This is a genomic window from Arthrobacter sp. UKPF54-2, from assembly GCF_007858535.1.
In the GTDB taxonomy this organism is placed as follows: Bacteria; Actinomycetota; Actinomycetes; order Actinomycetales; family Micrococcaceae; genus Arthrobacter.
In genome coordinates this window covers 583,425-606,318 of record NZ_CP040174.1, presented here as the reverse complement: position 1 = coordinate 606,318, position 22,894 = coordinate 583,425, and the positions used below count along the sequence as shown (strand labels likewise).

Below are 22,894 nucleotides of genomic sequence, written 5' to 3'. Positions count from 1 at the left end.
GGGCCGGGCGGCACCAAACCGCCCGGCCCGTTCCTGCATCACCCCAGCTTCCCCCAAGGACTGAAGACAGCTATGCCAGAAACTGAACTCCGCGAGGGCTCAGGCCCCGACGCCGCGCCGGCCATCCAGGGCGCCGGCCCCACCGCCCCCGGAAGGCAGCGCGGCACCTCCCGCCGCCGTTTCGGCCCGGACGGCACCAAGGGGACCATCGCCAAGATCGTCCTGCTGGGCCTCGTGGATGCCGTGGCCGTCTACGTCCTGATGATGCTGTTCCTCAGCCAGTCCTGGACGGTCCTGGCCGTCTCCGCCGTCGTGGTGCTGGCGATCAACTGGATCTACCTGCGCAAGGGCGGCCTGCCGGCGAAGTACCTCGCGCCCGGCGTGCTGTTCCTGCTGGTCTTCCAAGTTTTTGTCGTCCTGTTCAGCGGTTACATCGCCTTCACCAACTACGGCGACGGCCACAACAGCACCAAGAATGACGCGATCGCGGCCATCCAGCTCACCGCCCAGAAACGCGTCCCGGACTCCCCGGCCTACAAGGCGGCCGTGCTGGCCAAGGACAACTCCTTCTACCTGCTCTTCACCGCCCCGGACGGCAAGGTCTCGCTCGGCAGCACCGACGCCCCGCTGAAAAGCGTCAACGGCGCCAGCAAGGACTCCACCGGCAAGGCCAACGCCCTGGACGGCTACCGCACCCTGAACTTCCAGGAGATCGTGGCCAACCAGCAGCGGATCCTGGGCATCACCGTCCCGGTCTCCTCCGACCCGGCCGACGGCACCCTCCGCACCGCGGACGGCAGCAACGCCTACCAGTTCAAGCCGGCCCTGAAGTACGACGCCGCCGCGGACACCTTCACCGATACCGACACCGGCGCCGTCTACCGCGACAACGGCAAGGGCGCCTTCGCCGCGGAGAGCGGCGAGACGCTGTCCACCGGCTGGAAGATCGACGTCGGCATGGAGAACTTCGCCCGCGCCTTCACCGATCCGAGCCTGCGCGGGCCGCTGCTGGGCGTGATCCTCTGGACCTTCACCTTCGCGCTCGCCTCGGTTGCCCTAACCTTCGCCCTGGGCCTCTTCCTAGCCATCGCGTTCAACCGCGAGGACCTCAAAGGCAAAAAGGTCTACCGGATCCTGATGATCCTGCCCTACGCCTTCCCCGCATTCCTCACCGGGCTCGTCTGGTCCGGCATCCTGAACCCGGAGTTCGGCTGGCTCAACCAGACCCTGCTCGGGGGCGCCTCCATCGGCTGGCTGACCCACCCGGTGCTGGCCAAGATCAGCGTGCTGGTGGTCAACCTCTGGCTCGGCTACCCCTACATGTTCCTCGTCTGCACCGGCGCCCTGCAGTCCCTGCCCAGCGAACTGGACGAGGCTGCCCGGATGGACGGCGCCGGCCCGTGGCGGGTGTTCCGCTCCATCAAGCTGCCGCTGCTGCTGGTCTCAATCGCGCCGCTGCTGATCTCGTCCTTCGCCTTCAACTTCAACAACTTCAACGTGATCTTTATGCTCACCGGCGGCGGCCCGCGCTTCGCGGACACCAACCGGGACATCGGAGCCACCGACATCCTGATCACCCTCGTGTACAAGGTGGCATTCGGACAGGGGACCGGCCGTGACTACGGCCTGGCCAGCGCCCTGGCCATCATCATCTTCATCATCGTGGCCACCGTATCGGCCATCAGCTTCAAGCAGACCAAGGCACTCGAGGACGTGAACTCATGAACGGGTCAGCACCGCGCACCGCTCCGGCGGCACCCACCACGGACCACCCGACCGCGGCCGGCGGCACCACCGACGTCGACTACCTCAAGTCCCTGCACCGCCGCCGCCCGTTCGGGGCCTGGTTCAAGGACAAAGGCTGGCGCCACGTGGTCGGCATCATCGTCACCATCTTCGCCATCTTCCCGCTGCTGTACGTGCTCTCGGCGGCCCTGAACTCCACCGGCACCCTGGTGGGCTCCAACGCCCTGTTCAGCAAGATCGACTTCGGCAACTTCGCGGCGCTGTTCGACATCCCGTCGCGGCCGTTTGCCCGCTGGTTCCTCAACACCCTGGTGGTGGGCGGCGTGACCTCCGTGGCCACGGTGTTCCTCGGCGCCATGGCGGCATACGCCTTCTCCCGGATGCGCTTCACCGGCCGCCGCGTGGGCCTGCTGAGCCTGCTGCTGCTCCAGATGTTCCCGCAGCTGCTGGCCGTCGTGGCCATCTTCCTGCTGCTCAGCGGTATCTCCGAGGTCATCCCGGCGCTGGGCCTGGGCAGCCAGCTGGGCCTGATCATGGTCTACCTGGGCGGCGCCCTGGGCGTGAACACCTACCTGATGTACGGCTTCTTCAACACCGTGCCGCAGTCCCTGGACGAGGCCGCCAAGATCGACGGCGCCAGCCACACCCAGATCTTCTTCGGCATCATCATGCGCCTGGTCACCCCCATCCTGGCGGTCGTGGGGCTGCTGACCTACATCTCCATCTCCGGCGAATTCGTCATCGCGTCCGTGGTGCTCACCGACCCGGACAGCCAGACCCTGGCCGTCGGGCTCTACTCGTTCGTCGCGCAGCAGCGTTCTGAAAACTGGGGTGTCTTCGCGGCCGGTGCGGTGATCTCCGCCCTGCCGGTGATGGCCCTGTTTCTCTTCCTGCAGCGCTACATCGTCAGCGGCCTGACGGCGGGCTCGGTGAAGGGCTAGGCATGCCCGCGGCGCACCCGGCGGGGCCGCTTCCGCACCACGACGGCTCGGGGCTGCACGCCCCGCAGAGCGTGGAACTCGGGGAAGCGGCCCGGCTCCGGCTCCGTATCCCCGAGGCGTGGGGGCGCGCGAGCCGGGTCTGGCTCCGCTCCGTGCACGACGGCGAACCCCGCTACACCGCCGCGGCGGCCCTCGGCGCGGCAGACGGCTGGGCCTGGTGGGAGGCCGAGCTGGCCGTCACCAACCCGGTGGCCCGCTACCGCTTCCTGATCGAGGCCGGCCAGCAGTACTGGAGCCTCAACGCCCAGGGCCTTTACAGCCGGGACGTCTCCGACTACGCCGACTTCCGGCTGACAACCTACCCGGCCGCCCCGCAGTGGCTGCGCCGGGGCACGATGTACCAGGTCTTCCCGGACCGCTTCGCCCGCTCGTCCGCCGGACAAAACTCGGCCGCGGCACACCCGGCCCCGGACTGGGCCGTGCCCTGCGACTGGGACACCACCGCCGTGCAGGGCGCCTCCGCGCAGACGCCCTTGCAGTTCTACGGCGGCGACCTGCACGGCATCACCGAACACCTGGACCATATCCAGGGGCTCGGGGCGGACATCATCTACCTCACGCCCTTCTTCCCGGCGCGCTCCAACCACCGATACGACGCCGCCACGTTCACCACGGTGGACCCGCTGCTCGGCGGCGACGAAGCCCTGGTGGAGCTCGTCGAAGCAGCCCACACCCGCGGCCTGAAGGTGATGGGGGACCTGACCGCCAACCACTCCGGTGACGCCCATGAGTGGTTCCAGCGGGCCCTCGCCGACCCCGGCTCCGAGGAGGCGGGCTACTACTACTTCAGCGCGGACCACAGCAGCTACGAGGCCTGGTACGGAGTACCCTCCCTGCCCAAGTTCAACTGGGCCTCGGCCGGCCTGCGGGAGAAGTTCGTGCTCGACGACGATTCCCCTGTGGCGCGCTGGCTCCGCCCGCCGTTCAACCTGGACGGCTGGCGGATCGACGTCGGCAACATGACCGGGCGGCTGGGAGCGACCGACCTCAACCACGAGGTGGCCCGGCTGATCGCGGAGCGGGTCCGCGCGATCAACCCGGACGCGGCGCTGCTGGCGGAGGCCACCAACGACGCCGCACCGGACTTCAGCGGCGAGCACTGGCACGGCGCCATGACCTACTCCAACTTCACCCGCCCGCTGTGGGCCTGGCTCTCCGGCGACGCCGGGCACGTCAACTTTTTCGGCACACCCCTGGCCGGTCCGAACCGGATTGACGCGGAGGATTTCCTCGCCACCCACCAGGACCTGGCCGCCGCCTTCAGCTGGGACGTCCGGCAGCAGAACATGAACGCCCTAAACAGCCACGACACCGCCCGGGCCGCCACCGTGATGATCGACGGCGGCCAGCAGCTCGGTGCGGTGCTGATGTTCACGCTGCCCGGGGTGCCGGTGGTGTTCGCCGGCGACGAGTTCGGGCTCAAGGGCGACAACGGGGAGTTCTCCCGGACCCCCATGCCCTGGAACGACCCCGCCCGGGTCCTGGCCGATCTCCGCGGCCCCTACACCGCACTCGCCGCGCTGCGCCGGGACCAGCCGGCGCTCACCGGCGGCGGCATCCGCTGGCTGTACGCGCAGGGGGACGTGCTGGCCTTCATCCGGGAAACCTCGGACAGCGCCGTGCTGGTGATGGTGGCCCGCGCCGCCGTGGACGTGCACCTCGCCGCGGGCCTGCTCTCCGACCGCCAGCTGGCTGCCCTCACCCTGCCGCCGGCCTTCGCCGCAGGGGACATCGAGGCCGGACACTCCGCTGCGGAGCACTCCGGCGCCGGCGCGAGCTTCCGCACCGGCGGCCCGGCGGCCGCCGCCTGGGTGCTCCCCGGGGTCACCCTGCCGGCACCCTAGACTGAAGGCCAGGACGGAAACCCAGGACTGAAGGCCGGATTCGACGGAGAACTGGAGAGCCATGCGCGGCATTGTTGAGGAGCTGACATCCGCCCTCGGAGCGGACAAGGTCGTGGTGGACGAGGCCTCCCTCGCCGGCTACGCCGTCGACCAAGCCCCCGTGCTGGACTACCAGCTCCCGCAGGCCGTGGTCCTCGCCGAATCCGTAGACGACGTCCAGGCCGCCGTCCGGGCGTGCGCCGCCCGCCGGGTGCCGCTGGTGGCCCGCGGGGCCGGCACGGGAGTGTCCGGCGGCGCCCACGCCAGCGAGGGGTGTGTGGTGCTCAGCCTGGAGAAGATGAACCGCATCCTGGACCTCAACCCGGACGACGAGACCGCCGTCGTCGAACCCGGGGTCATCAACGCGGACCTCAACGCAGCCGCCGCCGTGCACGGGCTGATGTACGCCCCGGATCCGGCGAGCTACAGGATTTCCACCATCGGCGGCAACGTCGCCACCAACGCCGGCGGGCTGCGCTGCGCGAAATACGGGGTGACACGGGACTCGGTCCTGGCGCTCGACGTCGTGCTCGCGGACGGTTCACTCATCCACACCGGCCACCAGACCTTCAAGGGCGTGGCCGGCTACGACCTCACGGGGCTTTTCGTGGGATCGGAGGGAACCCTGGGGATCGTCGTCGGGGTCACGGTGCGGCTCAAGTACCTGCCGCGGGAGGTGCACACGATCGCCGCGTTCTACCCGGACTTCCGCAGCGCCGCCGCAGGCGTCCTCGCCGTGGGCCGGGCCCGCGTGCAGCCGGCCATCATGGAACTGCTCGACGGCGGAACGCTGGCCCAGCTCGATGCGATCCATGGATCGGACCTGGCCTCGCGCGGAGCCTCGTTGCTGCTGATCCAGACGGACGGCTTCGGCGCCGCCGCCGAGGCCGCAGCGATCCGGCCGCTGCTCACCGCCGGCGGGGCCGTGGTGACCATGGAGGCGAACGCGGAAGCAGAACAGCTGGTGGAACTGCGCCGCAACAGCCGCGGCGTGGAGGTCGACGACGAATTCCGGGTGGGCGAGGACGTCGCCGTGCCGCGCTCCCGGCTGGTGGACTACGTCGAGGAGCTCGAGGCCATGGCCGCGCGGCATAAGGTCAAGCTCAAGGTGGTGGCGCACGCCGGCGACGGCAACCTGCACCCCACCTTCTGGGTGGACCGGACCGGGGACGGGGTGGACGCCGCGGCCATGGAGCGGCTCGGCGCCGCCTTGGACGACTCCGTCACGGTGGCTCTCGCGATGGGCGGCACCATCACGGGAGAGCACGGCGTGGGCCAGTACAAGCTGCGCTGGCTGGGCCTGGAGCAGAAGGAACCGGTGCGCGAACTGCAGCGCCGGGTCAAGGAGCTCTTCGACCCGGCCGGCATCCTGAACCCAGGCAAGGCGATTTAGCCCGGGCGTGCTGGAACCCTAGTCGTCAGCGTCCGGGTACTCGTCGATGGTCTCGTCGTCGCCGTAGCGGGATTCCTCGGTCTCGACTTCGAGGATCTTCAGCAGCTCGGTGTCGGGGTTCAGCATGATCGCGGCCTCGTCCCGGCGGTGCCGCAGCTCGGAGTCGATGTACGACTGCACGGCCTCGGCCAGCGGGATGTGCCGGTTCTCCTTCTCGGACATGTACCAGCGGTGTTCCAGGATCTCGTGCACGGCTTCCGCTGGCTCCAGCTTCCCGGACAGGTCCCGGGGGATCGAGCGGACGATCGGTTCGAAGATCTGGCTTACCCAGAGGTGGGCGCTGTATTCCTCGTCCATGCCCGGGTTGTTGTCCGCCCGGAACGAGTCCATGTCGTTCAGCAGCCGCCTGGCCTGGTTCTCCTGGGCGTCCAGTCCGGTCAGGCGCAGCAGCCGGCGCTGGTGGTGCCCGGCGTCGACGACCTTGGGCTGCAGCTGGATCGTCGAGCCGTTCTGGGTGGTCTTGATGGCGTATTCCTCGACGTCGAAGCCAAGTTCGTTGAGCCGGCGGATGCGGGCGGCCACGCGCCAGCGCTCGCCGATCTCGAAGGACTCCTTCTCGGTCAGCTCGGTCCAGAGCCGCCGGTAACTCTCCATGATCAGCTCGCTGGTGGCCACGGGATCCACCTTCTCCTCGATGAGCCCGCCGTCGAGCAGGTCCATCAGTTCACCGGCGATGTTGACCCGGGCAATCTCCAGGTCGTACTCGCGCTGGCCCGTGGACAGATCCGGGTACAGCTCACCGGTCTCGGCGTCGACGAGGTAGGCGGCGAAAGCGCCGGCGTCGCGGCGGAACAGGGTGTTGGAGAGGGACACATCGCCCCAGTAGAAGCCGATCAGGTGCAGCCGCACCAGCAGCAGGGCCTGGGCGTCGATCAGGCGCGTGAGGGTGTCTTTGCGCAGCATCTGGGAGAACAACGCGCGGTACGGCATGGAGAACTTCAGATGCCGGGTGACCAGCACGGGGTTCAGCGGCCGGCCCTCGGGCGTGGTGCGGCCGGTGATGACCGCCACCGGCTCCACGCAGGGGACATCCAGCCGGGCGAGCTTGCGGAGCATGTGGTACTCGTGCCGGGCGATGTGCTCCGAGGTCTCCTTGATGGCGATCACGGAGCCGCCCAGGTGTGCGAACCGCACGATGTGCCGGGAGATGCCGCGGGGGAGCGCTGCGAGGTATTCCGCCGGCCAGTCCTCCAGGGCGATGTGCCAGGGCAGGTCCAGCAGCTCCGGCTCCGTGGCGGCGGCCGTGATGCTCAGCGAACTGGAGACGGCCTTGTCGTCATTGGCGCTGGCCGCCTGATACCGGGGCAGTTTGCCGATCTGGCCGTAGTCAGTGGGTTCGTCGTGCCACTGGGCACCGTTGTCCTCGCTCATGCGGTTCTCCTCGGTCATGAGGCAATTCTCCCGCACAGGGCGGGCGGCGCCTAAAGCCGGCCGGTTAGCGGCCGACGGCGGCCCTCCCGAAGGAGGACCGCCGTCGTTCCCAGTCTTGGCTAGTCGCCCAGGCGCAGGCCGGTCTTGGTGTCGAACAGGTGCACGTGGCCCGACTGCGGGCGGACCCAGATGGACTCGCCCTTCATCGGGGGACGGCGGCCGTCGACGCGGGCCACGATGTCGTGGCTCTTGCCGTCCAGCGTGGTGTGCCCGTAGACGTAGGCGTCGGCGCCGAGTTCCTCCACGACGTCGACCTCCACCTGGAGGCCTTCGCCCTCAGGGGCGGTCTCGAGGTCTTCCGGACGGGAACCGAGCGTCACGGTCTGGCCGTGGGCCTCATCGAGGACGTCGCGCGGTACCGGGTAGACGGTGCCGCCGAACTGCACGCCGCCGTCGACGACGGGGAGCTCCAGCAGGTTCATGGCGGGGGAGCCGATGAAGCCGGCGACGAAGACGTTCTTCGGCGTGTCGTAGAGGTTGCGCGGGGTGTCGACCTGCATCAGCAGGCCGTCCTTGAGCACGGCGACGCGGTCGCCCATGGTCATGGCCTCGACCTGGTCGTGGGTGACGTAGACGGTGGTGACGCCGAGGCGGCGGGTCAGCGACGCGATCTGCGTGCGGGTCTGGACGCGGAGCTTGGCATCCAGGTTGGACAGCGGCTCGTCCATGAGGAAGACCTGCGGGTTACGCACGATGGCGCGGCCCATGGCGACGCGCTGGCGCTGGCCGCCGGAGAGGGCCTTCGGCTTGCGGTCCAGGTAGGGCTCGAGGTCCAGGAGCTTGGCAGCTTCGCGGACACGCTCGGCGCGCTCTTCCTTGCTGACGCCGGCGATCTTCAGCGCGAAGCCCATGTTGTCCGCGACCGTCATGTGCGGGTACAGGGCGTAGTTCTGGAAGACCATGGCGATGTCGCGGTCCTTCGGCGGGACGTCGGTGACATCGCGGTCGCCGATCAGGATCCGGCCGGAGTTGACGTCCTCAAGGCCTGCGAGCATACGCAGGGAGGTGGACTTTCCGCAGCCGGAGGGTCCAACGAGGACCAGGAACTCGCCGTCGGCGATTTCAATGTTGAGCTTGTCAACAGCGGGCTTCTCTGTGCCCGGGTACAGACGCGTAGCGTTATCAAAAGTAACTGTAGCCACAGTTATCAATCCCTTCACCGGCAGGTACGTGCCGGACGATCCGTAGTGAATGGTTCTTTTTATTCAGTTGTGGCATCCGGTGGATGCGCATGCTCCTCGGCCGAAGCCGAGGAGCATCCAATGACGCCGCACGGTAGTTGTGCGCCACATCACATACAGAGTATGTCAGATTTTTGGTTTTAGGGTAAAAAGGTTACGGATCTCACAGGTGGGGTCCGTCACGATACGCCGGAAACGCCTGTGTATGCTGTGCGCATGACGGCCCTCCAGATCTATGTCAGTTTCCCCGGCACGGCGCGGGAAGCCCTTGGCTTCTATGCGGACGTTTTCGGCGGCGAGCTGGCCATGTTCACGTATGAGCAGTTCAACCGCACCGATGGCCCGCCGGACGCCATTGCCCACGGCCAGCTGAGCGGCGCCGTCGCCCTGGCTGGCTCGGACGCGGCGCCGGGCGAGAAAAGTGTCCGGTTCGAAGGCCTGATGCTTTCGCTGCTGGGGACCGCCGAACCGGCCATCCTCCACGAGTGGTTCGACAAGCTCGCCGTCGATGGCACCGTGATCGACCCCCTCGCCCCGAAGCCCTGGGGAGCGTCGGACGGCCAGGTGGTTGACCGGCACGGACTTCACTGGCTGATTGGCTACGAACCCGAGTCCTGAGCCAACTAGGTGGCATTAGTTGCCGTTTTGAGGGCTGAAAACGACAACTACTGCGAGTCAGTTGGGTGCGCTTAGCCGGCGACGGCCTTCCGGCGCTCGCGCAGCAGTGCCTCCAGCAGCTCCGACACGTGCACCGGAGCCTCCACCCGGAACTCGGCCTGGGTGAAGTCCAGGCCTACCTTGACGCCCAGGTCCCCGCGGATGAGGCTGCCCAGGGCGTCCTCGTCCGTGGTGTCATCGCCGGCGAAGACGACGGCGGTGGCCCCGGTGGCCTGACGGAGGAAGGAGATACCTTCGCCCTTGGAGGCGTGGACGACGGAGGTCTCCAGCACCCGGTTTCCAGTCTTGAGGAAGACCCCGGGCCGGTCCTGCAGGGCGGCCTTCGCAGCCGCCACCGCGTCCTCGGCGACGTCGTTCGCCGCCAGCCGGGTGTGCAGCACGACGCCGGCCGGCTTGTCCTCGAGCTGGGTTCCGGGTGCCTGTTCCACGATCTCCGCCAGGATCCGGCGCACGTCGGCCAGCAGCTCGCGCTGGGCGTCTTCAAGCACGAGCTCGGTTGAACCGGGGCCCATCCAGACCTCGGCGCCGTGGCTGCCGATCAGCAGCGTCTGCTCCGGGGGCGAAGCGACGGCGCGGAGGCTGTCGAGGGCGCGGCCGGAGATGAGCGCTGTCGTCGTCCGCGGAAGCTCGGCGAGGGCGGCGAAGGCGGCGGCGGACCGGGGGAGGGCCCGGGAATCTTCGGCGTGGTCCACCAGCGGGGCCATGGTGCCGTCGAAATCCATCGCGACCAGCAGTTCCTCGGTGCCTGCCACCCGGCGCACGGCCGCCAGCAGCTCGGGGGAGAGCGAGAGCCGCGTGTTGGCGGGGTTGGCGTCAGGAGTCATCGCGGACCACCTTCTCCTGCAGTGCACGGAGGAAGTCCGCGGACCAGAGGTCGACGTCGTTGGTCAGGATTTGCTTGCGCATGGCGCGCATCCGGCGGGCGGCCTCGGCGGGCTGCATGTTGACCGCCCGCATGATGGTGTCCTTGAGCCCGTCGATGTCGTGCGGGTTCATCAGCAGCGCCTGCTTGAGCTGGTCCGCGGCGCCGGCGAATTCACTGAGCACCAGCGCGCCGTCGTTGTTCGTCCGGGCCGTGACGTACTCCTTGGCGACCAGGTTCATGCCGTCGCGCAGGGCGGTGACGAGCATAACGTCGGCGGCGAGGTACAGCGCGACCATTTCTTCGATCGGGTAGCTGTGGTGCAGGTACCGGACGGCGGTGTTCTGCATGGTGTCGTAGGTGCCGTTGATGTGGCCGACGGTGCCCTCGACTTCCTCGCGGAGCAGCCGGTACTGTTCGACGCGCTCGCGGCTGGGGCTGGCGACCTGGATCAGGGAGGCTTCCTCCACCGTGACCTTGCCGTCCGCCAGGAGTTCCTCGTAAGCCTTGAGCCGGTGGCGGATGCCCTTGGTGTAGTCCAGCCGGTCGACGCCGAGCAGGATGGTCTTGGGGTTGCCGAGGTCGCGGCGGATCTGTTTGGCGCGCTCGATGATCTCCGGCTTCTGCGCCAGTTCGGTGATCTGCTTGACGTCGATCGAAATCGGGAAGGCCTGGGCGCGGGCGATGTGGGTGGTTTCGCCGTCGGCGCCCTTGACGTGGACCTGCTGCTGCTTGACGCTGGCGCCGAGGAAACGCCGGGCCGAGCGCATGAAGTTCCCGGCGTCGCTGCTGCGCTGGAAGCCCACCAGATCCGCCCCCAGCAGGCCGTCGATGATCGCACGGCGCCAGGGCAGCTGCGCGAAGATCTCCGGCGGCGGGAAGGGAATGTGGTTGAAGAAGCCGATCTTGAGGTCCGGGCGGGCCTCGCGGAGCATCTTGGGCACCAGCTGGAGCTGGTAGTCCTGCACCCAGACCGTGGCGCCCTGCGCCGCGTGGCGGACGACGGCGTCGGCGAACCGCTTGTTGACCTTGCGGTAGGAGTCCCACCAAGCGCGGTGGAACTCAGGCGGCGCAATCACGTCGTGGTAGAGCGGCCAGAGCGTGGCGTTGGAGAAGCCCTCGTAAAACAGCTCGATGTCCCGTGTGCTGAGCTGGACGGGGATGAGGTCGATGCCGCCGTGACTGAAGGGCTCGAGGTGCTCGTCCGGGGCGCCGTGCCAGCCCACCCAGGCGCCGTCGGTCTTGGTCATCATGGGGGCAAGCGCCGTCACCAGGCCGCCGGGGGAGCGGCGCCAGCCGTCCTCGCAGCCGGGTTCGTCCGGGGAACAACGGTCCACGGGCATGCGGTTGGACACGACCATGAATTCAAAGGTATCGACGGCATCCGTCGCCCCTTGGGTGGGCTCCGTCGTCGGCGGGGTGTCCCGGTCCCCTTCGGCTGTTTGTGCAGTGGTGTGCTCGGCGCTCTGGCTTGCTTGCATTGGTGCCCCCTGGGGTCGCTTGTGGCTCTGATCCACCCTAGCCGGGCGGAATCTTCTGTGCTATTCGCCCGTTAGGCACACGGAGAGAAACTTGAAAGCGCAAGCTCCTCAGGTTTCTCCCCTAAAATGGTGGAGTTGCCACCTAGTGGACCATCCCAGGCCGATCGACACGAGGAACTAATGAGCCCCGCAAACGAACCCCGTCAGTCCAAAGCGGAGCGCACCGCCGCGGCGCGCGAGAAAGCCCGTGAGATCCGCGAGGCGCAGCTGAAGAAGGAAAAGCGGAACAAGCTGCTGATCGGCTGGGGCATCGTGGCCGCGGTCGTCGCAATCATCGTGATTGTCGCCCTGGTGGTCACCTCGAACATCCAAAAGAACGCACCGATCGCCGATTCCGGCCCGACGCCCGCAAACGGCAACGTCAACGGCGGCGTGACCCTGCTGGCCAACACCGAGGTGGCGAAGTCGGACCCGGCCACCGTTAAGCTCGCCGACCTGCCGTCCCCAGCCGCCACCCCGCCGGCAGAAATCAAGGCGCCCGGCGCCGACGCCGAGGCCGGCAAGCCGGTCAAGGTGGTCCTCTACATCGACTTCATCTGCCCGGTCTGCAAGGACTTCGAAGCCCGGTACAACGAAACCCTCACCAAGCTGCGCAACGACGGCAAGATCACCGTCGAGTACCGTCCCCTGGGCTTCCTGGACAGCCGTTCCACCACCAACTACTCCTCGCGGGCAGCCAACGCCGCGGCCTGCGTGGTGAATGAGTCCCCGGAGAAGTATTCGGACTTCGTGGACGCACTGTTTGCCAAGCAGCCGGCCGAGGGCACCGCCGGCCTCTCCGACGCGGACCTGAAGAAGTTGGCCACTGACACTGGCGCCAAGAGCATCGACAAGTGCGTGGATGACAAGACCTACCGCCCGTACGTGAAGTACACAACCCAGCAGGCTGCAGCCATCGGGGTCACGGGTACGCCCACCGTCTTCGTCGAGGGCAAGCAGTGGGGCAAGGGCGACAGCGCCCAGACCCCGTTCGACCAGTACCTCCAGGCCGCGGTCGACGCCAAGAAGTAAGCCCGCGCTCGCGGAGACAGCCCGGCCCCGGACCCTCCGGCGCCGGGCTGTCGCTTTTCCTGCAGCGTGCCGGCATTTTTTACCGGCGGCCCTCCGTGGGCTACCCTTATCTAGCGCTTAGCGTCCGGCCCATTTCGAGGCACGACGACGACGGCGAAATTGCCTCCTTAGCTCAGTTGGCCAGAGCACCGCTCTTGTAAAGCGGGGGTCGTCGGTTCGAATCCGACAGGGGGCTCCACGAACCCCTCCGTTCCGGCGATTTTGCCCGGGATGGAGGGGTTTTCTTTGATTGCTGGCGGCGCGTGGGGGCTTTGGTCCGCGGCTAGCCAAGAAGGTCGTTTTCCTTCTTCATGTAAAAGTCCACGCCGCTGTAGCCGCCATCAGTAACGATGGACGCGCCCGTGATGAAGGCTGCTTCCGGACCGAGTAGGAATGCGACCACTTTGGCGATGTCATCAGGAGAACCGTTGCGTCCCAGTGGGGTGAGGTTGGCGGCTTCGTAGGATTCCGCGGTGATGCCGTTGTCGACCCAACCCGGGGTCACGGCGTTGACTCTGATTCCCCGTGGTCCAAGGATGTTGGCGAGGCTCCGGGTGACGGACAGAAGAGCCGCCTTGCTAGCCGAGTAGGCGATGCTGCGAAAGGATCCGACGTAGGCGTCGGTACTGGCGATATTCACGATGCTGCCCCCGGGGCGCATATGCCGGCCGATTTCCTGGGCGAGGATCAGGGGTGCCGTGACATTCACCTCGAGGGACCGATCCCAAGCACCCAGCGTGAATTCGTCGAAGCCTTCCTTTTCGAGAAGACCGGCATTGTTGACCAACCCATCGAGGGCAAACTCGCTCCGGATGCGGCTGGCGAAATCCAGCGAGCTCTGCCTGTCGGTCATATCCAGATGACGTATCTCCACGCCGTGTGTGCGCCTGAGCTCCATCGCTTCATCGAGCCCGGTGTTGTACGTCGCGATTACCATCCACCCGGTCTCTGAAAGATGCTCCGCGATGGATCGCCCGATTCCACGGGCGCCGCCGGTAACCAAAACGCCGCGTTCGTTCGTCATCCCGAAGCCTCCCTCGTATGCCACCCCGCGGGCGATGGGTCGAGCACCGCAGGCGCCAGAGCATAGCCCAGTCAGCGACGGCGCGTAAGGGCCTTGCGTTTTGCCGGGGCCGGAACCGGATCCAATGGCGCCCGGGAGGGACACAGGCGGCTCAGAGTTCGGCGCGACAGACTGTCCGGAATGCGTAGCGTCACCACGGCCAGAAGCACGCTGCGCATGCGTGCGGCGGTCATGCCGCACAAACGCAAAGGCTGCTGTGACGTTCGGCCCTTGACCGTGCCCGGGCAGCGGCGGAGGCTGTTCAGATGAGCGAAACGAATCCGGAACCCACGCCCGACATCAAGTCGACGGATCGCCAGGAACAGCCGACAGCGGTGCTGCGTGAAACCGTCCCGATGAAGGACCTGCGGGAGTTCTTCGGCCGCGCCTATCCCTCCGTGATGGCCGCCGTCCAGCAGCAGCACGTCCAGCTGGCTGGACCGCCGTTCGCGCTGTACCGGGGCATGCCCACTGACGTCGTCGACGTCGAAGCCGGGTTCCCGCTCGCCGCGCCTTTCCCGGGCGGGGGCGAGGGCGGTGTGGTGGCCGGTGCGCTCCCTGCCGGGCGTGCCCTCGAAGCGATGCATGTGGGACCGTACGAGACGCTGCCGGAGACCTACGGCAAGGTGATGGCGCGGATGCAGGCGGAGGGCCTGACGCCGGGGGACACCATGTGGGAGTACTACCTCAGCGATCCGGGCACCGAGCCGGATCCTGCGGCGTGGAAGACCCTCATCGTCTGGCCGGTGGGCTGATAGCCCGGCTCTGATTGAGGCGGTCCGCCAAGACGCTCGCAAGGGCAAAACTGAGGCATGTTTCGGCGTCGAATTCGCCTTCCCGGAAAGTGCGGCACGCCCGGTCCGGCGACGCGAAATGTCGCTTTGAACACAGTATTCTTCAACTCCGGGCAGGATGGCCTAAACTGCTTCACTGAGGTGCCTGAAATGGCGCTGCGCAGCAACGAAAGTGAATCCCGCTATGGCTACCGATTACGACGCCCCACGCAAGACAGAAGAAGAGTCTCCCGCTGAGTCGCTGGAGGCCCTTCAGGCGTCCCGTGGCGGCGGCGCCCAGACTGCTGTTATCGACGTCGACGAGAACGACACCGCCGAGGGCATCGACCTTCCCGGCGCCGACCTCTCCGGCGAAGAACTGACGGTCATTGTTGTTCCCGAGCAGTCCGATGAATTCACCTGTTCCTCCTGCTTCCTGGTCCGCCACCGGTCCCAGGTTGCCAAGGAAAAGAACGGCATGAAGTACTGCCGCGACTGCGAAGGCTAATTACCCTCCAGTACGAGCCCGCCCCGCGGGCACGTGCCAAGAATTTCGAATGAAACGCAAAGCGCCGGCCTACCCCCCAAGGGCCCGGCGCTTTGCTGTATCCGGCGCCCGGACCGGCATTGGTGCTGAATTCGTGACCGGCGCCGCTGCCGGCTAACGGTTGGGCGCCGATGCGGCACGGGCCCTCGCCAAGGCGGCCGCGCGATCCTACGCTTGAGGTGTCTGAATGACTTGAGGGGGCGGCCCGGGTGATGCGATTGCAGGGGGAGAAGCTTACTGTCTGGTTGGTGGCGGTGCTGATGGCCGCCGGGCTGGGGCTGCTGGCCCCCGGGCCCGCCGTTGCTGATCCGTACTGCGGACTCGTGTGGGGGTCGCTGGCCAAGACCGATGCCGCGATGAGCCGGGCGAAGGTGGTCGACGTCCGTACCGGCCAGCACTACTGCTTCGACCGGATCGTCATTGACCTCAACGGCCCGGTGGCGGGCTACACGGTGCGGTACGTGCCCCAGGTCGCCCAGGACGGCTCCGGGTTGCCGATCCCGCTGCGCGGCCAGGCCTTCCTCCAGCTCACCGTCAACGCGCCCGCCTACGACGACGCCGGCCAGCCCACTTACACGCCGGGCGCGAAGGACGAGGTGAGCAACGTGGGCGGGTACCAGACGTTCCGGCAGGTCGCGTGGGCCGGGAGCTTCGAGGGCTATACCAGCCTGGGGCTTGGCGTCCGGGCGCGGCTGCCGTTCCGGGTCTTCACGCTGGCGGGGCCCGGCACCGGCTCGCGCCTGGTGATTGACGTGGCGCACTTCTGGTGACCGGCCCCGGTGATGGCACCCGACGGCGGGTCCCGCTAGAGCGAGCCGAGGTCCGCCCGCAGCGGGTACTCCTTGCCGTCCAACACGAGCTGGGTGCAGCGCCGGGTGGCCGGGTTGAGCACGATCGGTGCCATCAGGTTGACTGAGGTGGCTGTGGGGGAGTGGTTGACCACCACCAGCACCTGGGGTGCATCGCCGTGGCCGAGTTCCAGGGCTTCCAGCGCAGCGGGAGGCAGCGGCGGGTTGTAACCCGGAACGAACACGGCCGCGTCCGCGAGGAACAGCCGCACCCGCGCGGAGCCTGACTCGAGGGCGAACAGGCCCGGGGCACTGTCAATGTTCCGCAGCGCGAAGTCATGGACGGTTTCCAGCCCCGGCATCGGAGCAGTGAAGGTCACCGGAGTGCTGCTGAGGACCGAGTTCATCGCAGGAAGTCCATCAGGGTGGGCTGCAGGACCCGCGCGGTGGCGGCCAAGGCCACCTGGTAATTGGTTTCCTGAAGCTTCAGGTCCATGATCACGCTGCCAAGGTCAGCTTTTTCAATGCCGGTCCGCTGGGCGTCCAAGGAAGCCTCCAATTCGGTGTTGACGTTGCCGGCACGTTCCAGCTGTGCCTGCCGTGTTCCAATTTCAGCACGGCCGTTGACGATCTTCTTAAAGGCGGTGTCGACGTCGGCCACCCGCGGGGCGACGTCGGTGCCGGTCCGCAGGTCCGCGGCCAGTTTGCTTACGGTGTCAAAAACGGAGCCGGCGCCGTTACCGAAGATCTCGGCGCCGTCGGCGTCGACGCGCACGGTTTGGGTGGCGCTGATCCGCCGCTCCACCGAGCTCAAGCCGGTCCCGTTGAAAGTGGGCGGGGTCCCGGTGTCGCCGGGAACGGCCGGGTTGCGTGCCATACCGGGCGTGAAGGCGCCGGGCGCATCCGAGCTTCCGGCGAAGACGTTCCGTCCCAGGTGCTGGGCGTTGGCGATGGACACCAGGTCCTTGTTCAGGGATTCCAGTTCGGCGGCAATCGCGTCCTTACCGGACTGGTTCAGTGAGCCGTTGCCAGCCATCACGGTGAGGTCCTTGACCCGGCGCATCACGTTGCTGGCCTGTTCCAGCGCGGAGTCGGCGGCGGTGAGCCAGGTGTTGCCGTCGTCGATGTTCCGGCCGTACTGGGCGTTGGCCGCGAGCAGGGAGCGGGTGGCGAGGGCCTGGGCGGTGGCGGCCGGATCGTCCGAGGGGCGGGAAATCTTGTTGAGCGAGGTGGCCTTGTCCTGCAGATCGGCCAGCTTGGCCTGCTGGGTCTGCAGGCTCCGCTGTGCGGCCGCGTTCATGGTGAGGTTTGTTACCCGGTTCAGCATGGCTACCTTCCTACCAGTCCGGTGCGGTTGATCAGGACGTCAAGGGCCTCGTCGACGGCGGTCATCACGCGGGCGGCGGCCTGGTAGGCGTGCTGGTTGGTGAGCAGGTTGACGTTTTCTTCATCCAGGCTCACCGAAACCTGTGACGCGCGGCCGGTCACCGCCGATGCCTGCGCCGCGGAGGTGAGTGCCTCGCGCTGCTGGGCGCCGCGGGACTCCACTCCGATCCCGGTGACAATGCCGGACCAGAGCCTGTCCGGCGAATCCGCGCCCGTGCCGAGCTGCGTAATCTGGTCCGCGATGCTGGTGTCGAGGGCACCCTGGTTCGGGGCCTTGAGAGCGATGCCGGCGGTCCCAACGGGAGCTTTGATGCCGAGCGCGGCAGGTCCGGCGCCAATGGTGAAGAAGTTCTGGCCCGATGTCCCGTTGGGGAGCTCGCCGCCCCGGTGGACGGTGTTGACGATTTCAGCGAGTTTGCTCGCGAAGCCGTTGTACTTCTCGGCTGCCTCGGCGATGGCGCCGCCGTTGCCGCCGGCGGCAGGGGCCAGCACGGAAAGGGCGCCGGCGATTTCGCCGCCGTCGGAGGAGGCCACCCCGGCCGGGTCCGTCCAAAGCAGCTGCACCGTGGATCCCAGCGTGTCCGCGGTCTGGCTGCCGGAGAGCTGCAGGCCCCGCACCGAGGTGCCCATCACCAGGGCGTTGCCGCCAATGTGGACATCCACGGTACCGTCTGGCTGTTCGCGCACCGTGCCGCCGGCCAGGCGCGAGATGGTATCCGTGAGCTTGGCGCGGGCGTCGATCAGCTCGTTCGCTGAACCGCCGGCGGCCAGAGTGGAGCGGATGGTGGCGTTGTAGGCGGCCACCTGGCTGGCGGCGGCGTTCACGGCGGTGACGGCGTCGGCGGCCTGGGCCCGGACGCTGCTCCACTGCCCCTGGAGGGTTTGGTACGCGGAGGAGATCTTGTCCGTCAGGGAGTTGGCCGCATTCAGCAGCAACCCTTTGGGTCCGTCCTCGGCCGGTTGCCTCGCTGCACCCTGCCAGGCGGACCAGAATCCCTGGAGCGAGGCGGAGATGCCGTTGTCGCCGGGCTCCTGCAAAATGCCTTCGATGCCCTGCAGTGCTGAGGACCGGACTCCGGCGTAGCCTGCCTGCGCGCTCGCCGAGCGGACGCTGGCGTCGAGGACACTGCTGCCGAGCCGGGTGATGGCATCCACCGAGACGCCCTGGCCAGCCTCCGGACGGCCGGAACCGTTCAGCCCCTGCGCCGGCGCCGCGATGGCTGACTGCTGGACACGCTGGCGGGTGTACCCCTCGGTGGCTGCGTTGGCGATGTTCTGGCCAGCCACGTTCATGCCCTGCTGGGCGGCGGTCAGCCCGCGGTAGGCGGTATTCAGGGCGCCGAAGGTGCTCATGGTCGCTTCCTTAGAATTGCTGGTCGAAGATGCGGGAGCCGGCGGAATCCCCGGTCTTGCCGTGCGCGTCGTAGGTACCCGGGGTGGCCGGACGCAGATCGGCGAGCGACTCCTGGGTGGACCGGACGGCGGTGCGCAAATACTGTTCGTTCGAGTCGCGCAGTTCCTTGATCAGGGCGGTCTGGCGGGTGAGGGCGGCGAGGTGCGCGCTCAGGACTTCGGCCCAGGCGCCCTCCGGCGCGGCCTCGGCAAGTTCACCCAGGGTGGCGTCGGTGGGGAGGCCCCACATCTCGGCGACGACGGCGGCCTCGATGGTGCGCGCCAGGCTCGCCTGGGACAGGTGCCCCAGCACCTGCTCCACTTCCTTGGTCCCGTGCGGCAGCCAGCGGGACTTACCGGCGGTGAGCAGCAGCTGCTCTTCCTCCAGTTTGAAAGTCAGTACGTCCAGAAGTTCACGCTCCCGCCACAGCAGGGCAGAAAGTTCGTGGATGGCCATGGTCCGGACGGCTCCCTTAGGTGTGTGAATGATGCGGTGCTGCCCAAGCCGGAAAATCATCGTGCGGACGATGCGGCCTGCAGCAGGGTTCGTACAAACTATCGGCCGGGCGAGTGGAACCGTTAGCAGGAATAAGGCCGATAACAGCGGAAATTCGCAGGAAAGGAACAGTGCGCACGAAATCGAAAAAGAATTTTGGATTTCTCCTTACCTGTTCAACCGAGATGGCGATAACTACTCCTGAAGGCCCACGGATGGGCCATCGCTTACAGTCCCAACTCACGGAGGAAATACCATGGGCTTCGTTATCAACAACAACCTCGCGGCGAACAACTCGTACCGCAACCTCAACTCCACCCAGACCGACCTCTCCAAGTCCTTGGAGAAGCTGTCCACCGGCCTGCGCATCAACCGCGCCGGCGATGACGCAGCAGGTCTGTCCATCTCCGAGGGTCTGAAGTCCCAGGTCACCGGCTCGGCTGTGGCGGCTCGCAACGCCCAGGACGGCATCTCTGTCATCCAGACCACTGAAGGCGCCCTGACCGAAGTTCACTCCATCCTGCAGCGCATGCGTGACCTCGCTGTCCAGGGTGGTAACGACACCAACAACCTGGAATCACGCCAGGCGATCGCGAAGGAAGCCACGGCTCTTGGCAAGGAGTTGGACCGCATCGGTGCTTCCACCAACTTCAATGGCATCAAGCTGCTCGACGCCGGCACGACCCTCAAGGTCCAGGTAGGTACCGGAAAGGATGCGACGACAGAGCAGATCGACATCAAGCTCGGAGACGTGCCCACCGCCGTCGGCCTGCTGGGTGGTGCGGGAACCGATTTTGACGTCTCGACGGCCGGCGCGGCTGCTACAACGATCGGCAAGATCGACGACGCCATCGGTAAGATCTCGGCTCAGCGCGCAGACCTCGGTGCCACCCAGAACCGCCTCGAGCACACCATCAAGTCGCTCAACATCGCCGGTGAAAACCTGCAGGCCGCTCAGTCCCGCATCGCCGACGTCGACATGGCTTCGGAAATGGTCAAGTTCACCAAGGCAAACATCCTGTCCCAGGCCGGCACCGCAATGCTGGCCCAGGCCAACCAGTCCAGCCAGGGCGTTCTCTCGCTCCTGCGCTAGGCAAACTCGGCGGTCTAGCAGTAGGGCTGCCACCCGGCGATCGGACGAAGAGACACCCCCGATCATCAAGCTGCGGAAGGGCCGGACGATGGCAAAACCATCGTCCGGCCCTTACGTGCAACACCGATACATCAGCACAAGCATCACCACCGAACATTTTTGACAGCTATTGCTAAGGAGAGGCAGCGATGGGAATCTCACTCGACGGACTGGCCAGCGGGCTCGACACCACCGCGCTCATTGGCTCCATCATGCAGTCCGAAGCCCTCCCGCAAACCCTGCTCAAGAACAAGTCCTATGACATCCAGTCCATGGTCTCCGCCCTCCAAGGGCTCAACGGCAAGGTGGCTGCCCTGGCAACACAGGCCACGGCGGCCGCCAAACCTGGCGCTTTGGACCTCTACACGGCCACCACGAGCAGCGACAAGGTCGTCGCCACCTCCACCGCTTCCGCTAAGGCCGGATCCCTCGACTTCCAGGTCACCAAGCTGGCGCAGACCCAGGTCACCGTGACGCCCAAGGTCAACGGCGTGACCGGGTGGCCGTACACCACCCTGACCATCAACAGCGGCGGCAAGGACTACACAATCACCCCCGCGTCCAACAGCCTGGACGACGTCGTCAGTGCGGTCAATGCCGCTGGTGCCGGTGTCACCGCCAGCAAGGTGGACGTCGGGGGTGGCGACTTCAGGATCCAGTTCACGGCCACAAAGTCCGGCGCCGCCGGCGCCTTCACCATCACAGACGGCGGGACCACGTTTACCAACGTCAAGACTGCCCAGGACGCTGAGCTCTCGCTCTGGCCGGGTACCACTGCAGCCCAGACAGTTACGTCTTCCAGCAACACCTTTACCAACGTGCTGCCCGGTGTGTCCGTCACCGCCAAGGACGTCACCGCGGCGCCGGTGACGCTGACTGTGTCTCGCGACGACGCCGGCATTACCAAGCTGGCCTCGGATCTCGTGGACGGCGTGAACGGCATCTTCTCGCTGGTGGCCAGTAAGACCGCGGTCAGCACTAATACCAACACCAGCGGCACCACCACTTCCGCCGGAGTCTTCGCCGGTGACAGCACGGTGCGTTCGGTCAACCAAAACATCCTCTCCGCAGCCTCCTTGCCGGTAGGCGCACCGCCGCGCTCGCCCTCGGAAATCGGGATCAGCATTACCCGGAACGGCACCATGGAGTTCGACGCGACCAAGTTCGGCGCTGCCCTCGCCGCGGACCCGACGGGAACCGCAGCCAAGGTGCAGGAACTCGCCGGGCGGATCGCCACGGCGGCAACTGCCGCCTCGGACAAGTACACCGGCACGCTCACCACCAAGATCACCGGGCAGCAGTCCGAGGTCCGTGACCTTGCCGACCGGATCAGCGACTGGGACCTTCGGCTCGCCTCCCGTAAGGCCACGCTCCAGCGCACCTACGCCGGGCTGGAAACCGCGCTCAGCGGTATGAAGGCCCAACAGTCCTGGCTCACCGCGCAGCTGGCAGGCCTCTCCGGCGGAGGCGCTAAGTAATGACCAGCACCCCCTTCGGCAACGGGTTCGGTTATGGCGGCGGCTCCGGAAACACTGCCCAGCGCAACCAGTACCTCGCGGACTCCGTGCTCTCGGCGCCGCCGGCACGCCTCCTGACCATGCTCTACGACCGGCTCCTGCTGGACCTGGGCCGCGCCGAGACAGCGCAGCAAGCCGCCAACTGGCCGGTCGCCTCGGAGAACCTCCTGCACGGCCAGGCGATCATCGCAGAGCTCATCTCCTCGCTCAAGACGGACGCGTGGGACGGCGCGGACGGGCTGCTGGGCCTCTACAACTACGCCTTCACCGCCCTGGTCAATGCCAACATCCAGCGCGACGCCGCCCTGACGCGCGAAGCCATCGATCTCCTGGAACCCCTGCGCCAAGCGTGGCACGAGGCCGCGGCGACTATCCCGGTTGCCCAGCCCGCGCAGGCCGCAGCCGCGCCGGCGTCGGCGTCGTCGACTTTCGCTGCCGCCGGGACATGGAACACGCAGCCGGGCGCTTCCGGCGGGAGCCTTGGCTTTGGCTGAGCAGGCCCATTGGGGGGACCAAAAGGCCGAACCGTCCGAACCATCCGAGGCGGACCCGGCCCTCGCCGCGTGGCTGCTGGTGCTGGACGTGCTGGAGATGGCAGTCGTGGCTGCCGAGAAGACGCTGAAAGACCCGCTGGGACCGTTGTCCGCCCCGGAGCAACCGGTGGCGGCCCTTCCCGTGCAGCGTTGGTCCCCGCCGTCGCTGAGCGGGCCGTTGCCCCCCGAGGCGCGGCGGCGGGCCGTGGCGCTGTCCGAGGCCCAGGAGCGTGTGGCACGGCGGCTGGAAGCGGCCAAGCATGACGTGGCGCGGCAACTCCAGGCAGTCAGCTCGGTGCCCGGCGTCGGCGATCCGTCCGGTGCGATTTACCTCGACGTCAACGGGTAAAACCGGCGCCGGCCGGTGACTAAAAAGAACCCGAATAAACGTTTCACACTTTTCGCTAACGCGGCGCTGAACAGTGCCGATAACCACAGTAA

At 67.0% G+C, this 22,894-nt stretch carries 22 protein-coding genes and 1 tRNA gene; 14 read left to right on the top strand and 9 right to left on the bottom strand.

The window, feature by feature from the left end; genetic code table 11:
- Positions 1 to 72: 72 nt before the first annotated feature.
- From E7Y32_RS02625 to E7Y32_RS02610, 4 genes are all read left to right on the top strand, one after another.
- Entirely contained in the window at positions 73 to 1,725 is a 1,653-nt protein-coding gene (locus E7Y32_RS02625) for an ABC transporter permease subunit (protein ID WP_146335761.1), read from the top strand.
- Positions 1,722 to 2,687, top strand: coding sequence for a sugar ABC transporter permease (locus E7Y32_RS02620; RefSeq protein WP_146335760.1), 966 nt, complete (start codon positions 1,722 to 1,724; stop codon positions 2,685 to 2,687). Before E7Y32_RS02625 ends, E7Y32_RS02620 begins: the two co-directional genes overlap by 4 nt.
- A 2-nt stretch (positions 2,688 to 2,689) precedes the next feature.
- A complete protein-coding gene (locus E7Y32_RS02615; protein ID WP_146335759.1) occupies positions 2,690 to 4,591 on the top strand; it encodes a glycoside hydrolase family 13 protein in 1,902 nt (633 codons plus the stop codon).
- A gap of 61 nt (positions 4,592 to 4,652) precedes the next feature.
- Positions 4,653 to 6,023 (top strand): FAD-binding oxidoreductase, encoded by a 1,371-nt coding sequence (locus E7Y32_RS02610; protein WP_146335758.1) that lies wholly within the window; start codon positions 4,653 to 4,655, stop codon positions 6,021 to 6,023.
- A gap of 18 nt (positions 6,024 to 6,041) precedes the next feature.
- Here the strand turns inward: E7Y32_RS02610 and E7Y32_RS02605 are convergent, their stop codons facing one another.
- Positions 6,042 to 7,454: a DUF4032 domain-containing protein gene (locus tag E7Y32_RS02605; protein WP_146338152.1), complete on the bottom strand. Its 1,413-nt coding sequence runs from the start codon at positions 7,452 to 7,454 to the stop codon at positions 6,042 to 6,044.
- Positions 7,455 to 7,573: 119 nt separating this feature from the next.
- The gene (locus E7Y32_RS02600) at positions 7,574 to 8,656 is read right to left on the bottom strand and encodes an ABC transporter ATP-binding protein (RefSeq protein WP_146335757.1); all 1,083 of its coding nucleotides are present in this window, start codon (positions 8,654 to 8,656) and stop codon (positions 7,574 to 7,576) included.
- Positions 8,657 to 8,911: 255 nt separating this feature from the next.
- On the opposite strand from E7Y32_RS02600, the gene E7Y32_RS02595 reads away from it, so the two are divergent.
- The gene (locus E7Y32_RS02595) at positions 8,912 to 9,313 is read left to right on the top strand and encodes a VOC family protein (RefSeq protein WP_146335756.1); all 402 of its coding nucleotides are present in this window, start codon (positions 8,912 to 8,914) and stop codon (positions 9,311 to 9,313) included.
- Positions 9,314 to 9,384: 71 nt separating this feature from the next.
- Here E7Y32_RS02595 and otsB read toward each other — a convergent pair whose 3' ends face one another.
- Positions 9,385 to 10,197: a trehalose-phosphatase gene (gene otsB / locus E7Y32_RS02590; RefSeq protein WP_146335755.1), complete on the bottom strand. Its 813-nt coding sequence runs from the start codon at positions 10,195 to 10,197 to the stop codon at positions 9,385 to 9,387.
- The gene (locus tag E7Y32_RS02585) at positions 10,187 to 11,716 is read right to left on the bottom strand and encodes a trehalose-6-phosphate synthase (protein ID WP_146335754.1); all 1,530 of its coding nucleotides are present in this window, start codon (positions 11,714 to 11,716) and stop codon (positions 10,187 to 10,189) included. Before E7Y32_RS02585 ends, otsB begins: the two co-directional genes overlap by 11 nt.
- Positions 11,717 to 11,896: 180 nt before the next feature.
- Between E7Y32_RS02585 and E7Y32_RS02580 the strand changes: the two genes are divergently transcribed.
- Together E7Y32_RS02580 and E7Y32_RS02575 are read left to right on the top strand one after the other, a co-directional pair.
- A complete protein-coding gene (locus E7Y32_RS02580) occupies positions 11,897 to 12,787 on the top strand; it encodes a DsbA family protein (RefSeq protein WP_146335753.1) in 891 nt (296 codons plus the stop codon).
- A gap of 161 nt (positions 12,788 to 12,948) precedes the next feature.
- Positions 12,949 to 13,025 (top strand) — tRNA-Thr (locus tag E7Y32_RS02575).
- An 84-nt stretch (positions 13,026 to 13,109) separates the two neighbouring features.
- On the opposite strand, the gene E7Y32_RS02570 is transcribed toward E7Y32_RS02575, so the two are convergent.
- Complete coding sequence (locus tag E7Y32_RS02570) at positions 13,110 to 13,850, bottom strand: SDR family NAD(P)-dependent oxidoreductase (protein ID WP_146335752.1); 741 nt, start codon at positions 13,848 to 13,850, stop codon at positions 13,110 to 13,112.
- A 305-nt stretch (positions 13,851 to 14,155) separates the two neighbouring features.
- On the opposite strand from E7Y32_RS02570, the gene E7Y32_RS02565 reads away from it, so the two are divergent.
- The 3 genes from E7Y32_RS02565 (at position 14,156) to E7Y32_RS02555 (ending at position 15,979) form a co-directional block, all read left to right on the top strand.
- Positions 14,156 to 14,644 (top strand): GyrI-like domain-containing protein, encoded by a 489-nt coding sequence (locus E7Y32_RS02565; RefSeq protein WP_146335751.1) that lies wholly within the window; start codon positions 14,156 to 14,158, stop codon positions 14,642 to 14,644.
- A 223-nt stretch (positions 14,645 to 14,867) separates the two neighbouring features.
- Positions 14,868 to 15,170 (top strand): DUF4193 domain-containing protein, encoded by a 303-nt coding sequence (locus E7Y32_RS02560; RefSeq protein ID WP_056424304.1) that lies wholly within the window; start codon positions 14,868 to 14,870, stop codon positions 15,168 to 15,170.
- Positions 15,171 to 15,421: 251 nt separating this feature from the next.
- Complete coding sequence (locus E7Y32_RS02555; protein WP_146335750.1) at positions 15,422 to 15,979, top strand: hypothetical protein; 558 nt, start codon at positions 15,422 to 15,424, stop codon at positions 15,977 to 15,979.
- Positions 15,980 to 16,014: 35 nt separating this feature from the next.
- Here the strand turns inward: E7Y32_RS02555 and fliW are convergent, their stop codons facing one another.
- The 4 genes from fliW to E7Y32_RS02535 are packed head-to-tail and all read right to left on the bottom strand — an operon-like array spanning position 16,015 to position 19,232.
- Positions 16,015 to 16,404 carry a flagellar assembly protein FliW gene (fliW, locus tag E7Y32_RS02550; RefSeq protein WP_146335749.1) on the bottom strand — a complete coding sequence of 130 codons (390 nt, stop codon included), beginning with the start codon at positions 16,402 to 16,404 and terminating at the stop codon, positions 16,015 to 16,017.
- The gene (gene flgL / locus E7Y32_RS02545; protein ID WP_146335748.1) at positions 16,401 to 17,324 is read right to left on the bottom strand and encodes a flagellar hook-associated protein FlgL; all 924 of its coding nucleotides are present in this window, start codon (positions 17,322 to 17,324) and stop codon (positions 16,401 to 16,403) included. Before flgL ends, fliW begins: the two co-directional genes overlap by 4 nt.
- Positions 17,325 to 17,326: 2 nt before the next feature.
- A complete protein-coding gene (flgK, locus tag E7Y32_RS02540; RefSeq protein WP_146335747.1) occupies positions 17,327 to 18,736 on the bottom strand; it encodes a flagellar hook-associated protein FlgK in 1,410 nt (469 codons plus the stop codon).
- A 10-nt stretch (positions 18,737 to 18,746) separates the two neighbouring features.
- On the bottom strand, positions 18,747 to 19,232 hold the full coding sequence (locus tag E7Y32_RS02535; protein WP_146335746.1) for a flagellar protein FlgN: 486 nt from the start codon (positions 19,230 to 19,232) through the stop codon (positions 18,747 to 18,749).
- A gap of 295 nt (positions 19,233 to 19,527) precedes the next feature.
- On the opposite strand from E7Y32_RS02535, the gene E7Y32_RS02530 reads away from it, so the two are divergent.
- From E7Y32_RS02530 to E7Y32_RS02515, 4 genes are all read left to right on the top strand, one after another.
- On the top strand, positions 19,528 to 20,364 hold the full coding sequence (locus tag E7Y32_RS02530) for a flagellin (protein WP_146335745.1): 837 nt from the start codon (positions 19,528 to 19,530) through the stop codon (positions 20,362 to 20,364).
- Between the two features lie 188 nt (positions 20,365 to 20,552).
- Entirely contained in the window at positions 20,553 to 21,881 is a 1,329-nt protein-coding gene (fliD, locus tag E7Y32_RS02525; RefSeq protein WP_146335744.1) for a flagellar filament capping protein FliD, read from the top strand.
- The gene (gene fliS, locus E7Y32_RS02520) at positions 21,881 to 22,414 is read left to right on the top strand and encodes a flagellar export chaperone FliS (RefSeq protein WP_146335743.1); all 534 of its coding nucleotides are present in this window, start codon (positions 21,881 to 21,883) and stop codon (positions 22,412 to 22,414) included. Before fliD ends, fliS begins: the two co-directional genes overlap by 1 nt.
- A complete protein-coding gene (locus tag E7Y32_RS02515) occupies positions 22,401 to 22,802 on the top strand; it encodes a hypothetical protein (RefSeq protein ID WP_146335742.1) in 402 nt (133 codons plus the stop codon). Before fliS ends, E7Y32_RS02515 begins: the two co-directional genes overlap by 14 nt.
- Positions 22,803 to 22,894: the final 92 nt, after the last annotated feature.